This window comes from Rhodobacter sp. P1_C2 (assembly GCF_056406375.1).
Window position 1 is genome coordinate 348,961 of the sequence record NZ_JBFUAG010000004.1, and the last position, 13,787, is coordinate 362,747.

The window sequence follows — 13,787 nt, forward strand, 5'->3', positions numbered from 1 at the left end:
AGAACGTCAATTTCCAGGATAGCCGACCTGGAAGTTCTCGATATCATCTGCGATCTTGTTCGAGGTTCCGCTGGCACTGAAGACCACGGGCTCCAGAACCAGCATGCCCATCCCGATGAGCGCCGCCGACAACACCACCCAATCCACCGTGACCGCCCCGGATTCCGTCGTGGCGAAGTTGCAGGCAGATCCGTGACCCTCGGTCTTGTCTTCGGGAATGTCGGTCGGATCTTCTGCCATCTTGCGTCCTTTGCCTCATCGAGTTGGTCAATCGAACCCAAGTTGATCACGAGCTGACACTTTTTACGGTACTGCAGGGTCGCGGCAAGAATGGGGCATTTTTCAGGCTGCAATGGGAAGGCGGCTTTGCCATGCCGTCTTGTGCAAGGGGCCGCACCCGCAGGGCGGGTGCGGCCCGGTCAACAGGTCAGATGACCGCGTTGTCCCGGATCACTGGTTGGTGTAGCCCGAGGAACGGCCGTCGAGGTCTTCGACGATCTTGTTGCCGAGGCCGGTGATGCCGCCGCCGACGGTGGTCATGACGACCATGCCCAGGCCGACGATGGCGGCGGTCAGCACGACCCAGTCAACGGTCACGGCGCCGGATTCGTCGTTCTTGAAGCCCTTGAAGATGTTCAGCAGTTTCATGGTTTGCATCCTTTGATGTTGGTTCGGTTTCTACCGTTCGGCGTCTGTGGCTTCGGCCTCTGTTCCGTTGCCCCGTTCGGATAAGTTCGTTTTGATCCAGGTTCAGGGCAGGGATAGGGCGCGATTGGTCACAGTTTCGCTTCTTTTCGCGGTTTTTTTGCGGCAGGGCGCGGGGCCGGCTGGCGCGGCAAAAAAATAAAAGGCCGCATCCGAAGATGCGGCCGTGTACTCGTTGAAGGCGACAGATCGCGCGCGGCGATTACTGGTTGGTGTAGCCCGACGAACGGCCGTCGAGGTCTTCGACGATCTTGTTGCCGAGGCCGGTGATGCCGCCGCCAACGGTGGTCATGACCACCATGCCCAGGCCGACGATGGCCGCGGTCAGAACGACCCAGTCCACGGTCACGGCGCCGGATTCGTCGTTCTTGAAGCCCTTGAAAATGTTCAGCAGTTTCATGTCTTGTTCCCTTGATGTTGGTTCGGTTTCTACCGTTCGGTTTCGCTGGCGCCGGCCTCTGTTCCGTCGCCCCGTCCGGATGACTTGGTTTTGACGCCAGTTCGGGGCGGGGATAGGGCGCGATTGGTGTCTGTTTCGCGTCTTTTCGCGGTTTTTTTGGGGCAGGGCCTTTGCGCCCCGATTCAGCCCGCTGGTCTTGCGCCTCGCAATTTGCGCCGCAGCTGGCGCGCCAGGGCGTCCGGCGCAACGAAAAAGGCCGCATCCGAAGATGCGGCCTTGAAATTCGTGGTACCGTCAGATCGCTTGCGGCGATTACTGGTTGGTGTAGCCCGAGGAGCGGCCGTCGAGGTCTTCGACGATCTTGTTGCCGAGGCCGGTGATGCCGCCGCCAACGGTGGTCATGACGACCATGCCGAGGCCGACGATGGCTGCGGTCAGCACGACCCAGTCCACGGTCACAGCGCCGGATTCGTCGTTCTTGAAGCCCTTGAAGATGTTCAGCAGTTTCATGGTGTGCATCCTATGATGATGGTTGGTCCGGGTTCGCCTACCGCTTCGGTCCCTTGGCTTCGGTCGCTGCGACCTTCGCTGTCTGTCCCTCGGTATGACCTTAATAAAACCTTGCAAGGCGGCGCTCGTGGGACCGGATTGCGGAATTGTCGCAGTCATTTGATGGCGGGATTGTGGCCGAGGCCCGGGTTTGCGTGTCCTTTCGGTCGCGTTTTCAGGCGCTAAGGCACGGGCGGTGCTGCAAAGCTTGGCGCTTTGCCGCGAATCTGGCAGGCTTCGGCCTATAAAAACAATCGGGCAGGCACCCGTCATGGCAGGTTACAGGTTCTGGCGCGCGCCCCGTCGCGCGCTTCTGACGATGGGCGGGTTGGCACTTCTGGCCAGCGCGGACCTCGTGCATGGCGAATCGGCGCCCCCCGCGCCGAGCTTCACCTTCAAGATGGTGAAAGTCTCCGACATCCAGGCCGGCAAGCGCATCAAGGTGCAGATCGACCCGGTCGAGCAGGCGGCACTGCTCGCCGCCGGCCGCAAGATCGACCCGCGCCCCGAACATCACGAGGACCCGGGGCCCGCAGCCCCCTTGGCGCCCGCGGGGCCGGTCGCGCCTTCGGGCGCGCATTACGACTGGTTCTGGAACACGGTGCCGGTGGCGCTCGATGCGGCCGACGGGCGATTCCCCCTGGCGATGGCCACGCTCTCCTCGGGGCCGGATGGCGCCAGCGTCACGGCGCCGCGGTTGCAGGCGATGCAGACCATGGCGCAGAACTGGGGAACCGAGATTCTGAAGGATACCGTGGGCACCAGGGTCTCGCCCGCGCTGGTGCTTGCGGTGATGGCGGTCGAAAGCGCCGGCAATGCGGCGGCGGCCAGCGGGGCCGGGGCGCAGGGGCTGATGCAGCTGATCCCGGACACCGCCAAGCGATTCGGCGTGACCGATGCGCTGGACCCGTCGCAGAACATCAAGGGCGGGGTCGCCTATCTCGACTGGCTGATGGGCAATTTCAACCGCGACCCCCTGATGGTGATCGCGGCCTATAACGCGGGCGAGGGGGCGGTCACCGCCAATGGCGGCGTCCCCCCCTATGCCGAGACGCGGGATTATGTGCCCAAGGTCCTCGCCGCCTGGCAGGTGGCGCAGGGACTTTGCCTTTCGCCGCCCGAGCTTGTCAGCGACCCCTGCGTCTTCAAGGTCATCTCGGCCAGCAACTGAACCGGGTCAGCCCGCGACGGCGTGAGCCGCTTCAGACCGCGAAGACATCCGCCCATTCGGGATGTTTCAGGCGCTGGGCGTTCACGAAGGGGCATTGCGGCACGATCTTGAAGCCTTCGGCCCGCGCATCGGCGACCAGACGCGTCACCAGCGCCATCCCGGCCCCGGTGCCCTTGAAACTGTCGGGCACGCCGGTGTGGACGGCCACGATCAGTTCGGGGCTGGTGATCGTATAGACCAGCTCCGCCTCTTCGCCGTTCTGGGCGATGACATAGCGGCCGTGGTGGCCACGGACCTCGCGGGTGATGATATGGTCAGCCAACGATCGTCGCCTCGGTCGCGGCGCGCAGTTCGGCGTCCGAGACGCCATCGGCCAGTTGCACGATCTTCAGCCCGCCCGGCACCACATCCATCACGCCGAGGTTGGTGATGATCCGGTTGACCACGGCCTTGCCGGTCAGGGGCAGGGTGCAGTCCTTCAGGACCTTCGATTCGCCGTGCTTGGAGGTGTGGTCCATCACCACGACGACGCGGCCGACGCCCGCCACCAGATCCATCGCCCCGCCCATGCCCTTGACGAGCTTGCCCGGGATCATCCAGTTCGCAAGGTCACCCTGTTCGGAGACCTCCATCGCGCCGAGGATCGCCATCGCGATCTTGCCGCCGCGGATCATCGCGAAGGACTGGGCAGAGTCGAAATAGGCGGTCTGCGGCAGTTCGGTGATGGTCTGCTTGCCGGCGTTGATCAGATCGGGGTCCTCGTCGCCCTCGTAAGGGAAGGGCCCCATGCCGAGCATGCCGTTTTCCGATTGCAGCGTCACGCTGACGCCGGCGGGAATGTAGTTCGACACCAGGGTCGGAATCCCGATCCCGAGGTTCACATAAGTGCCGTCCTGCAGTTCCTGTGCCGCGCGGGCGGCGATCTGGTTGCGGTCCCAAGCCATGTCGAGGTCCTCCTTCAGGTAGATGCGGCCGCGGCTTCTTGCGGGGCGCGGTCATCGGATGTGGGTAAAGTCGCGGCAAAGGCCTGAAAGGCCAGAAAGCCGTAATCGGCGTTCATGTGCAGCGCGTCGGCGGAAGCGGGGTCGATGAAGCGGTCGTCGGTGACCCAGGGCGCGGCGCGGCTGGCCTCGGGCTGCGGCACGAAGGCGAGGCCTTGGGCCAGATGGGCGGCGGCCAGCTCGGCTTCATAAAGCGCCATCAGCGCCGCGGCCTGCGGCAACTGGCTGACGCGGGCCGCATCGGGGCTGTGGCCGCGCGCGGGATCATGGCTTGCCCGTGTCGCATAGGGCACCGGGGTGGCGGCAAAGCGGGGGTCAAAGGGGATGCGGGCCTTTTGGGCCACCAGCGTCGCCTCGACCACGCCACGCAGGGCGGCACGCAGGAAATCGAGCGAGACACCCCGCGCCCCGTCACGCGCGCCCCAGTCGAGCGGTTGCAGCCTGGCCGTCAGGTGCAGCACCCGGTCGATCCCCTGATCCAGCCCCGCCATCAGGATATGGTCGAAGGGGGAAAGGTCGATGCTGTCGGCGCCGTTCCAGCGCAGGGCCTGCTTGCGCACGCCCGGGCGTTTGGGATCGGGCGTCAGGATGCCGTCCGGCCCGACCACCGCCGCATTGAAACAGCGCGCCGTCAGGGTCCAGCAGCTGACCTGATGCTGGGGATAGGCCTCGGCGATGCGGGGCAGGGCGCGGCGCTGCGCCGCCGCATGGGAGGAGCCGATGACGAGGATCCGGCTCATGCCGCACCTCCGGCATCGTTGAGCGCCTCTTCGCATTGGGCTTCGGCGGCCTCGTCCCCGGCATCGGCTGCAACCTCGGCTGCGGGTTTCTCGGCCTTCGGCACCGGCTTGCCCGCGGCCTGCATCGCCGACAGGAACTGCCCCATCACGGTCGCCACGCCCTTCACCGTCGGTTGGCGCAGGTTGTCGGCGTAATAGGCGCTGCGGGCGGCGGGGTTGGTGATGATCTCGTAAGAGGGGAAATAGTCGATGCCGCTGTCCTCGGCCATCAGCGTGGCCACCGCCGCGCGCAGGATGGCCTTGGACGCGGTTGAAGCCACCAGCACATGGCCCCCGGTCGCCGTGGCGGTCAGGGGCACCGGGCTGACCGTCAGAAGCGCCTTCAGCCCCGGATTGACCCCGCGCAGATGCGCCAGAACCGCGCGCAGATCGCGCACCACATCGTCATGGCCGAGGTTCAGAAAGCCGATCTCGGCCCCCTCGGGCGGTTCGGCGATGACCCCGGGGGCCGAAGGATAGACCGTGCCGGTCGCCCGGTCGGCCCAGGTCTCGGTCAGGCCCAGGGTGAAGATCAGCACCTCGGCCGCGCGCAGGGCATGGGCCACGCGCTCCAGATGGGCGGCGCGGGCCAGCAGAACCGCCTCTGGCGAGGTGAAGCCCTGGGGTTCGACATTGGGGCGCAGGGCATCGACGAAGAAATCGCCCTTGCGCCAGACCGGATGGGCGGGGGCGTAGTGACCCTCGGCCTCCTGCAACAGCTGAAGCAGCTGGCGCGTCGTGTAGACATTGCCGTAGCGCGCCGAAAAACTGCCGTAGGCATAGCGCGCGGCGAGGGCGGGGTCGACGTGATCGGGCGCCGGTTCGGCGTCGATCACGTCATAGCCGGCCTCGGTCATCGCGCGGTGGACATGCTGGGCAAAGCAGCTGCCCGCCGTCATCACCCTGGTGCCCGGCCCGATCAGAAAGCGCGGATCGTAAATCCCCTTCAGCTTGTGCGGCTTGCGCGTGGCCACGCCGCTGCGCCAATAGGCGCGCTCCTCGAGGCCATCGTAGGGGGATTTCGGCATCGGGCGGCTCCTAGGCCCGGGGGCGGACGGTACGGTTCTCGATGCGCTTTTCGTGTTGGCCCTGGATCAGACGGTGCACATAGATGCCCGGCAGATGGATCGCGTCAGGGTCGAGGCTGCCCAGCGGCACGATCTCTTCGACCTCGGCGATGCAGATCTTGCCGGCGGTGGCGGCGGGCGGGTTGAAGTTGCGCGCCGTCTTGCGGAAGACGAGGTTGCCCGAAGGGTCGGCCTTCCAGGCCTTGACGATCGAGATATCGGCCACGATCCCGGTTTCCAGGATATAGGTCTGGCCGTTGAACTCCTTGTGGTCTTTGCCCTCGGCGATCACGGTGCCCACGCCGGTCTTGGTGTAAAAGCCCGGGATGCCCGCCCCCCCGGCGCGCAGACGCTCGGCCAGGGTGCCCTGCGGGTTGAACTCCAGCTCCAGCTCGCCGCTGAGGTATTGCCGCATGAATTCGGCATTTTCCCCGACATAGGAGGAGATCATCTTCTTGATCTGCCGCGTGGCCAGCAGGATGCCGAGGCCAAAGCCATCGACGCCGGCGTTGTTGGAGGCGACGGTCAGATCCTTGGTCCCGGCGTCCTTGATCGCCGCGATCAGAAGCTCGGGGATGCCGCAGAGGCCGAAACCGCCGCTGGCAATCGTCATCCCGTCAAACAACACCCCGTCCAGCGCCGCCGCAGCACTGGGATATTCCTTGTTCATGTCGAACCTCCCGCCAACTCTTGGCCCACACCAAAGCTTGACGCGCAGCTCAAGTCAATGCCGCGATGCGGCAAAGCGGGCGCCGAATGCGTCGCGGTGACTTTACCCTGTCGGGCAGGTCAGGATAGGGTGCGCCCGGACCCCGCCTGCCCGCGTGGTGAAATGGTAGACACAGAAGACTTAAAATCTTCAGGCCTCACGGCCGTGCCGGTTCGAGCCCGGCCGCGGGCACCAGACCCCGGGTTCAGCTTTCGTAATGCGCTTCCAGCAGGTCAAGCTCGCGCACCATCCGCCGCGCCACCGTGGCGCTGATCAGGCGCTGGCGGCGCGATTGCACAACTGATTTGCGCTCGGCCCGCACGGCGGCCAGCTGCACCTCGCGCAAGACGCGGGTCCGGGCCTCGGCCCCGGCAAGGTCGGCGGGGGCCGCCTCATAGCTTTCCAGCCGCAGAAGATAGGGCTGCGCGACCTCGGCCGCTGCGGCGATGTAAAGCTCGGCCTCGGCATCGGGGGCAGGGTGCAGCGTGCGGATGCGGTCGATCTCGGTCAGGGCCGCGGTGGCCGCCGCCGCCCGCCCGGCGATCTCGCCCGAACGGTCCTGCGGCGACAGCGCCGCACCGGAGCGGAGCAGCAGCGGCAGGCCGATGGCCGCGACCGCCAGCGACAGGATGATGACCCCCATCGCGATCAGGATGACCAGCTCGCGCTCGGCAAAGGTGTCGCCCGAGGTGAGGGCGACCGGCAGCGTCAGGATGCCGGCAAAGCTGACCGCCCCCCGGGTGCCCGCCAGCCCGGTGGCAAGGATCAGCCGCGTGGCCGGGGTCGCATCCAGCCGCCGCCCGCGCCGCGCCAGCGTCACGCTGACCCAGACCCAGACCAGCCGCACCGCCAGCATCGCCGCATAGACCGCCACGATCAGCATCAAAAGCCACATGAGGCTGTGGTGCCCGGTCTCCAGCACCGTGGCCCGCGCCCGGGTCAGCAGCACCGGCAGCTGCGCGCCGAGCAGGACGAAGACGATGCCATTGGCGATGAACTGGACCGAATCCCAGACCGCGCTGCGCTGGATCCGCGTGGCCCCGAGCGCCGCCCCGGTGGATTCCGCCCGCGCCATCGTCACCCCCGCCGCCACCGCCGCAAAGAAGCCCGAGGCCGACAGAAGCTCGGCCGCCTGATAGGCGACGAAGGGCAGAAGCAGGCTGATCGCGATCTGCGCCCCCGGCTCCTCGCCGGTGCGCTGCACGACCAGGTTCTTCACGCGCACCACGGCCCAGGTGACGCCAAAGCCGGTCGCGAGCCCGGCGCAGGCCACCCAGAGAAAGGTGGTGGAGGCGGTGAAGAGCGAGAAGCTGCCGGTCGCCAGAAAGAGCAGCGCAAAGCGCAGGCAGATCAGCCCGGTCGCATCGTTCAGCAGCGATTCCGCTTCCAGGATGTTCATCATCCGGCGCGGCACCGGCAGGCGCTTGGCGATGGCGGTCACCGCGATCGGGTCGGTCGGGGCCAGCGCCGCGGCCAGCGCGAAGGCCGCCCCGACCGGCAGGCCCGGCACCAGCCAGACGGTGAAGCTGCCCACCACCACGACCGTGGCCACCACCAACGCCAGCGCCATGTGCAGGATGGTCCAGCGGTCATCCACCAGCTCGTCCGCCGGAATGTGCCAGCCGTCGATGAACAGCAGGGGCGGCACCAGCAGCAGAAAGAAGATGTCGGGGTTGAGGTTGATCCGCAGGTCCGGCAGCAGGCAGGCCAGCGCCCCGCAGGCGATCTGCACCAGCGGCCGCGGCACGTCGCGGGCCAGTACCCCGCCGACCATGCTGCTCAGCACGACGATGACCATGAGGGTGAGAGAGATGATGATCGCGTGCACCTGGCATCCCCGGGTCGATGGTTGCGGCCCGGGGCCGGCGCCGCAGCGAAAAACGCTGCGGCATCGGCGCGGGGCCCGGCTTGCGGTAAAGCACAGCTTCATGGCTGCCGCCAATCGGGATCGGCGCGGGATGTGCCTTGGCGCAGGGCTCGGGCCCCCGGGCGCGCAGATTTTCATCCCCCGCCCGCCGCTCTGCCCGGGTCAAAACCCGCCAGCGGACCTTTCCCATCCGCCCAAGTCATGCCAGACATGCAGCAGCCTATTCCCGCGAACCCGACAGAGGACCGCATCATGACCAGCAAACTTGACCAGCTCCGCCAGATGACCGTCGTCGTGGCCGACACCGGCGACATCGAGGCCGTCCGCCGCCTGGCGCCGCAAGACTGCACCACCAACCCGAGCCTCGTGCTGAAGGCCGTGCAGGGCGCCGCCATGCAGGAGAAATTCGCCGCCAGCGTCGCGCGCCTCAAGGGCACGCCCGATGCCGTCTCCGCCATCGTGCAGGACCTGACCGTCGGCCTCGGCGCCGAACTGGCCGGGATCGTGCCGGGCCGCGTGTCGACCGAGGTCGACGCCCGCCTCTCCTTCGACAAGGCCGGCTCGATCGCCAAGGCCCATGCCATCATCGACGCTTACGCCAAACTGGGCGTGCCGAAAGACCGCATCCTGATCAAGCTCGCCTCGACCTGGGAAGGCATCCAGGCCGCGCGCGAGCTGGAAAAGGCCGGCATCCAGTGCAACCTGACGCTGCTCTTCTCGATGGCCCAGGCCAAGGCCTGCGCCGATGCCGGCGTCTTCCTGATCTCGCCCTTCGTCGGCCGGATCACCGACTGGTTCAGCAAATCCACCGGCAAGACCTACACGGCCGAGGAAGACCCCGGCGTCCTCTCGGTCCGCCGCATCTATGACCATTACAAGAGCCATGGCATCAAGACCGTGGTGATGGGCGCCTCCTTCCGCAACCCCGGCCAGATCGAGGCCTTGGCCGGCTGCGACCGTCTGACCATCTCGCCCGACCTGATGGGCAAGCTGTCCGAGGACATGGGCGATCTGCCGCGCAAGCTGACCGCCGGGGCCAGCGTCGGCACCGCCGCCGCGATCTCCGAGGCCGATTTCCGCTGGGAGCATAACGAGGACGCGATGGCGACCGAAAAGCTCGCCGAAGGCATCCGCAACTTCCACGCCGACACGCTGAAGCTCGAGGCGATGGTCGCAGCCAAGCTCTGACCGCCGCGCCGGGCGCCGCCAACCCGGCGCCCGGCGTCTTTCCCGATTTTTCGCCGAAAAATCGTTGCCCCCCGGCGTCCTTGCGATTTTTCGCAGAAAAATCGAGGATTCCCCCGCCGGGTTTCAGGGCCTACACTACCCCCACACTGCGCCATGAGTCGCGCAGACGCGCCAGCAGGAGAGTGACATGGCCAAGGGCATGAACAAACGCAAAGAAGTGAAGAAACCGAAGAAAGAGGCCGCCAAGGCCGTGACCACGATTGCCGTGGCCAGCTCCAAGGGCGGGCTCAACGTCAACAAGACCAAGGAGTGATCCTTGCGGCGGCGGAGGGTCACGCGCCCTCCTTCACCGCCTCCATCGCCACATAGGTCGAGGTGCCCGCCACATGCGGCAGGGCTGAAATCCGTTCGGCCAGAACCCGGCGATAGGCCTGGATATCGGCCGTGCGCACCTTCAGAAGATAGTCGAAGCGGCTGGCGATCATGTGGCATTCCTCGATCTCGGCCACGCCCTGCACCGCCCGGTTGAAGGCCTGCAAGGCCGCCTCCCGCGTGTCCGACAGCCGCACTTCCACGAAGGCCACATGGGCCTGCCCCATCTTCACCCGGTCCAGCCGCGCGCCATAGCCGCGGATCACCCCCTGCGCCTCCAGCCGCTTCATCCGCGCCTGGGTTGGCGACTTCGACAGGCCGATCCTTTGGCTGAGTTCGGTGGCGCTGATCCGCCCCTCGGCCTCCAGCACCTCGAGGATCGCAAGGTCATAGCTGTCCAGCAGGTCGTTCGGCATGTGCCACCCCAAAATTTCAGGCGATCCGCCCGCGCTTTGCCCCATCTTCAGGACAAATCCCTTTGAAACCCCTGATATGATGGCGGAAAGCATAGGGGAAGCAAGATGCAAGCAGCCTGGGACATCATCCAGCACGGATCTTTGGCCGATGAGGCGACGCTGGTCGCGCAGAACCTCGCCGCCGCCCGACTCGGGCCAGAGGCGCGGGCCGCCATCTCCTCGCGCGCGGCCCGCCTGGTCAGCGCCATCCGTGGTTCCGCCAAGCCCGGGCTGATGGAGGTTTTCCTCGCCGAATACGGGCTTTCCACCGATGAGGGCGTGGCGCTGATGTGCCTCGCCGAGGCGCTCCTTCGCGTGCCGGATGCTCCCACGATGGACGCCCTGATCGAGGACAAGATCGCCCCCGCCGACTGGGGCCGCCACCTCGGCAAATCCTCCTCCAGCCTGGTCAATGCCTCGACCTGGGCCCTGATGCTCACCGGCAAGGTGCTGGAAGAACGCGAGCCCGGCGTGGTCGGCCACCTGCGCGCCGCGATGAAACGTCTGGGCGAGCCGGTGATCCGCACCGCCGTGACCCGGGCGATGAAGGAAATGGGCCGCGCCTTCGTTCTGGGTGAAACCATCGACGCCGCGATGGAGCGCGCCCGCGAGCTGGAAGCCAAGGGCTATACCTACAGCTACGACATGCTCGGCGAGGCCGCCCGGACCGAAGCCGATGCCCAGCACTACCACCTCGCCTATAGCCGCGCGATCACCGCCATCGCCCGCGCCGCCACCACCGGCGACATCCGCACCAATCCCGGCATCTCGATCAAGCTTTCCGCCCTGCATCCGCGCTACGAGGTCGCCCGCCGCGCCCAGGTGATGGACGAACTCGTCCCCCGCGTCCGCGCTCTGGCCGGTCTCGCCCGCGCCGCTGGCCTTGGCCTGAACATCGACGCCGAAGAGGCCGACCGTCTGGCCCTCTCGCTCGAGGTGATCGAGGCGGTCCTGTCCGATGCCAGCCTCAAGGGCTGGGACGGTTTTGGCGTCGTCGTGCAAGCCTATGGCCGCCGCTCGGGTGCCGTGATCGACTGGCTCCATGCGCTGGCCGCGAAATACGACCGGCGGATCATGGTCCGTCTGGTCAAGGGCGCCTATTGGGATTCGGAGATCAAGCGCGCCCAGACCCTTGGCCTCGCCTCCTTCCCGGTCTTCACCCGCAAGCAGGGCACCGATGCGAGCTATCTCGCCAATGCCCGCAAGCTTTTGTCGATGACCGACCGGATCTATCCGCAATTCGCCACCCATAACGCCCATACCGTCGCCGCCGTCCTGCATCTGGCTTTGGAAGCAGGCGTCACCCCGGAAGCCTTCGAATTCCAGCGCCTGCACGGCATGGGCGAACGCCTGCATGACATCGTGCTGGCGGAAAACGCCACTCGTTGCCGGATCTATGCCCCGGTCGGCGCCCACCGCGACCTTCTGGCCTATCTCGTCCGCCGCCTCCTCGAAAACGGCGCCAATTCCAGCTTCGTCCACCAGATCGTCAACGAAGAGCTTTCCCCCGAACGCGTCGCCGCCTGCCCGCTGACCCAGTTGGAGGCGATGGAACCGGTAAGCCCCGGCCTGCGCCCCGGCACCGACCTCTTCCTGCCGCGCCAGAACTCGCATGGGTTTGACCTGACCGACGCCGGAGACCTCGCCGCGATCGAAGCCGGGCGCGCGCCGCATCTCACCACCATCTTCGAGGCCGCCCCCCGCCTCGCCGGTCGCGTGGCCGGTGGCCTGCAGCTCGAGGTGCGCAACCCCGCCGATGGCAGCCTGACCGGCCATGTCACCACCGCCTGCCAGCCCGATGTCGACACCGCCCTGCGTCTGGCCGAGCCCTGGATCGCCAGCGCCGAGATCCGCGCCACCATCCTGCGCCGCGCCGCCGACCTCTACGAGGCTGAATTTGGCCCGATCTTCGCGCTTCTGGCGCGCGAGGCGGGCAAGACCCTCGCCGATGCCGTGGCCGAACTGCGCGAGGCGGTGGATTTCCTGCGCTATTACGCCGATGGGGCAGGGGCGCTGACCGCGCCGGCGCGCGGCGTCTTCGCCTGCATCAGCCCGTGGAACTTCCCCCTCGCCATCTTCACCGGCCAGATCGCCGCCGCGCTTGCTGCGGGCAATGCCGTCCTCGCCAAACCCGCCGAACAGACGCCGCTGATTGCGACGCTGGCGGTGGACCTGATGCTGAAAGCCGGGGTTCCGGCCAGTGCTTTGCAACTGCTGCCCGGTGATGGCAGCATCGGCGCGGCCCTGACCCGGGATGCGCGGGTGAAAGGCGTGGCCTTCACCGGCTCGACCGAGACGGCGCTTCTGATCCGGCGCAGCATGGCCGACCATCTGGACCCCAATGCGCCGCTGATCGCCGAAACCGGCGGCCTGAATGCGATGATCGTCGATTCCACCGCCCTGCCCGAACAGGCGGTGCGCGATATCGTCGCCTCCAGCTTCCAGTCGGCCGGCCAGCGCTGCTCGGCCCTGCGCTGCCTTTATGTGCAGGAGGATATCGCCCAAAGTGTGCTGACCATGCTGGAAGGGGCGATGGAGACGCTGACCATTGCCAACCCCTGGGTCCTGTCGACCGACCTCGGCCCGGTGATCGACGCCGAGGCGCAGAGCGGCATCGCAGACTACATCGCTCAGGCGAAGAAGGAGGGCCGCGTGATGAAGGCCCTTGCCCTGCCGACCGAGGCCAAGGGCCATTTCATCGCCCCGACCGTGATCCGCGTCAAAGGCATCGCCCAGATGCCGAAGGAAATTTTCGGCCCGGTCCTTCATGTCGCGACCTTCCCGAGCGGGGGCGTCGAGGCGGTGGTCAAGGCGGTCAATGACACGGGCTATGGTCTGACCTTCGGCCTGCACAGCCGGATCGACGACCGGGTGCAAAGTGTGGTCGCGGGCGTCCATGCCGGCAATATATACGTCAACCGCAACCAGATCGGCGCGGTGGTGGGCAGCCAGCCCTTCGGGGGCGAGGGGCTGTCGGGCACCGGCCCCAAGGCGGGCGGGCCGCATTACCTGACCCGCTTCACGCAAGGTGCCGCCCCTGCCGCAGGAACCGAAGACCGCGCCACGCCCGAGGGCGAGACCGCCGCCGCCCTGACCCTCGCGCGCCCGATGCCGGGCGGCGAGGCGCTGGTTCTGCCCGGTCCCACCGGCGAATCGAACCGGCTGACCAGCCATCCGCGCCTGCCGGTGCTGTGCCTTGGCCCTTCGGCGGCCACCGCCTTGGCCCAGGCCGATGCGATCCGCGCGCTGGGCGGCCAGGCGATCGAGGCGCCGGGGCTGGATATCGCGGCCCTGACGCGGCTGCAGGGCTTCTCCGGCGCGCTCTGGTGGGGCGATGCGATGGGGGCGCGGCTGCGGGTGCAGGCCCTCGCCGCCCGCAAGGGGCCGATCCTGCCCCTGATCTGCGATGCGCCCGACGCCGCCCATGCGGTGATGGAGCGGCACATCTGCATCGACACCACCGCCTCGGGCGGCAATGCCCAGCTTCTGGCCGAGGCAGGCGCCTGAGGAAACACCACGGCCAA

14 protein-coding genes and 1 tRNA gene are annotated in these 13,787 nt (G+C 67.1%); 4 read left to right on the forward strand and 11 right to left on the reverse strand.

What is annotated here, in order from left to right; all coding sequences use genetic code 11:
- Positions 1-6: 6 nt before the first annotated feature.
- From AC1DZT_RS08845 to AC1DZT_RS08860, 4 genes are all read right to left on the reverse strand, one after another.
- Positions 7-240, reverse strand: a complete 234-nt coding sequence (locus AC1DZT_RS08845; protein ID WP_478006245.1) for a hypothetical protein — start codon at positions 238-240, stop codon at positions 7-9.
- A gap of 210 nt (positions 241-450) precedes the next feature.
- Entirely contained in the window at positions 451-648 is a 198-nt protein-coding gene (locus AC1DZT_RS08850) for a Flp family type IVb pilin (protein ID WP_478006246.1), read from the reverse strand.
- Positions 649-907: 259 nt separating this feature from the next.
- Positions 908-1,105, reverse strand: a complete 198-nt coding sequence (locus AC1DZT_RS08855) for a Flp family type IVb pilin (protein WP_478006246.1) — start codon at positions 1,103-1,105, stop codon at positions 908-910.
- A 312-nt stretch (positions 1,106-1,417) separates the two neighbouring features.
- Entirely contained in the window at positions 1,418-1,615 is a 198-nt protein-coding gene (locus AC1DZT_RS08860; protein ID WP_478006246.1) for a Flp family type IVb pilin, read from the reverse strand.
- 310 nt (positions 1,616-1,925) lie between these two features.
- Here AC1DZT_RS08860 and AC1DZT_RS08865 point away from each other — a divergent pair, with 310 nt between their 5' ends.
- Positions 1,926-2,825 (forward strand): lytic transglycosylase domain-containing protein, encoded by a 900-nt coding sequence (locus AC1DZT_RS08865; protein ID WP_478006247.1) that lies wholly within the window; start codon positions 1,926-1,928, stop codon positions 2,823-2,825.
- A gap of 31 nt (positions 2,826-2,856) precedes the next feature.
- Here the strand turns inward: AC1DZT_RS08865 and AC1DZT_RS08870 are convergent, their stop codons facing one another.
- From AC1DZT_RS08870 to AC1DZT_RS08890, 5 genes are read right to left on the reverse strand one after another with little or no spacing between them, the layout of a single operon-like run.
- Positions 2,857-3,147, reverse strand: a complete 291-nt coding sequence (locus AC1DZT_RS08870) for a GNAT family N-acetyltransferase (protein WP_478006248.1) — start codon at positions 3,145-3,147, stop codon at positions 2,857-2,859.
- On the reverse strand, positions 3,140-3,769 hold the full coding sequence (locus AC1DZT_RS08875; protein WP_478006249.1) for a 3-oxoacid CoA-transferase subunit B: 630 nt from the start codon (positions 3,767-3,769) through the stop codon (positions 3,140-3,142). The genes AC1DZT_RS08870 and AC1DZT_RS08875 overlap by 8 nt, the downstream gene beginning before the upstream one ends.
- Before the next feature lie 14 nt (positions 3,770-3,783).
- Positions 3,784-4,566, reverse strand: coding sequence for a hypothetical protein (locus AC1DZT_RS08880; RefSeq protein WP_478006250.1), 783 nt, complete (start codon positions 4,564-4,566; stop codon positions 3,784-3,786).
- Entirely contained in the window at positions 4,563-5,633 is a 1,071-nt protein-coding gene (locus AC1DZT_RS08885; RefSeq protein ID WP_478006251.1) for a GSCFA domain-containing protein, read from the reverse strand. The genes AC1DZT_RS08880 and AC1DZT_RS08885 overlap by 4 nt, the downstream gene beginning before the upstream one ends.
- 10 nt (positions 5,634-5,643) lie before the next feature.
- Positions 5,644-6,342, reverse strand: coding sequence for a CoA transferase subunit A (locus AC1DZT_RS08890; protein ID WP_478006252.1), 699 nt, complete (start codon positions 6,340-6,342; stop codon positions 5,644-5,646).
- Between the two features lie 148 nt (positions 6,343-6,490).
- On the opposite strand from AC1DZT_RS08890, the gene AC1DZT_RS08895 reads away from it, so the two are divergent.
- Positions 6,491-6,576, forward strand: a tRNA-Leu gene (locus tag AC1DZT_RS08895).
- Positions 6,577-6,586: 10 nt separating this feature from the next.
- On the opposite strand, the gene AC1DZT_RS08900 is transcribed toward AC1DZT_RS08895, so the two are convergent.
- Positions 6,587-8,209 (reverse strand): Na+/H+ antiporter, encoded by a 1,623-nt coding sequence (locus AC1DZT_RS08900; protein WP_478006253.1) that lies wholly within the window; start codon positions 8,207-8,209, stop codon positions 6,587-6,589.
- Positions 8,210-8,500: 291 nt separating this feature from the next.
- Between AC1DZT_RS08900 and tal the strand changes: the two genes are divergently transcribed.
- A complete protein-coding gene (gene tal / locus AC1DZT_RS08905; RefSeq protein WP_478006254.1) occupies positions 8,501-9,436 on the forward strand; it encodes a transaldolase in 936 nt (311 codons plus the stop codon).
- Positions 9,437-9,768: 332 nt separating this feature from the next.
- Here the strand turns inward: tal and AC1DZT_RS08910 are convergent, their stop codons facing one another.
- Complete coding sequence (locus AC1DZT_RS08910; RefSeq protein ID WP_478006255.1) at positions 9,769-10,224, reverse strand: Lrp/AsnC ligand binding domain-containing protein; 456 nt, start codon at positions 10,222-10,224, stop codon at positions 9,769-9,771.
- 105 nt (positions 10,225-10,329) lie between these two features.
- Between AC1DZT_RS08910 and putA the strand changes: the two genes are divergently transcribed.
- Positions 10,330-13,770, forward strand: coding sequence for a bifunctional proline dehydrogenase/L-glutamate gamma-semialdehyde dehydrogenase PutA (gene putA, locus AC1DZT_RS08915; RefSeq protein WP_478006256.1), 3,441 nt, complete (start codon positions 10,330-10,332; stop codon positions 13,768-13,770).
- Positions 13,771-13,787: the final 17 nt, after the last annotated feature.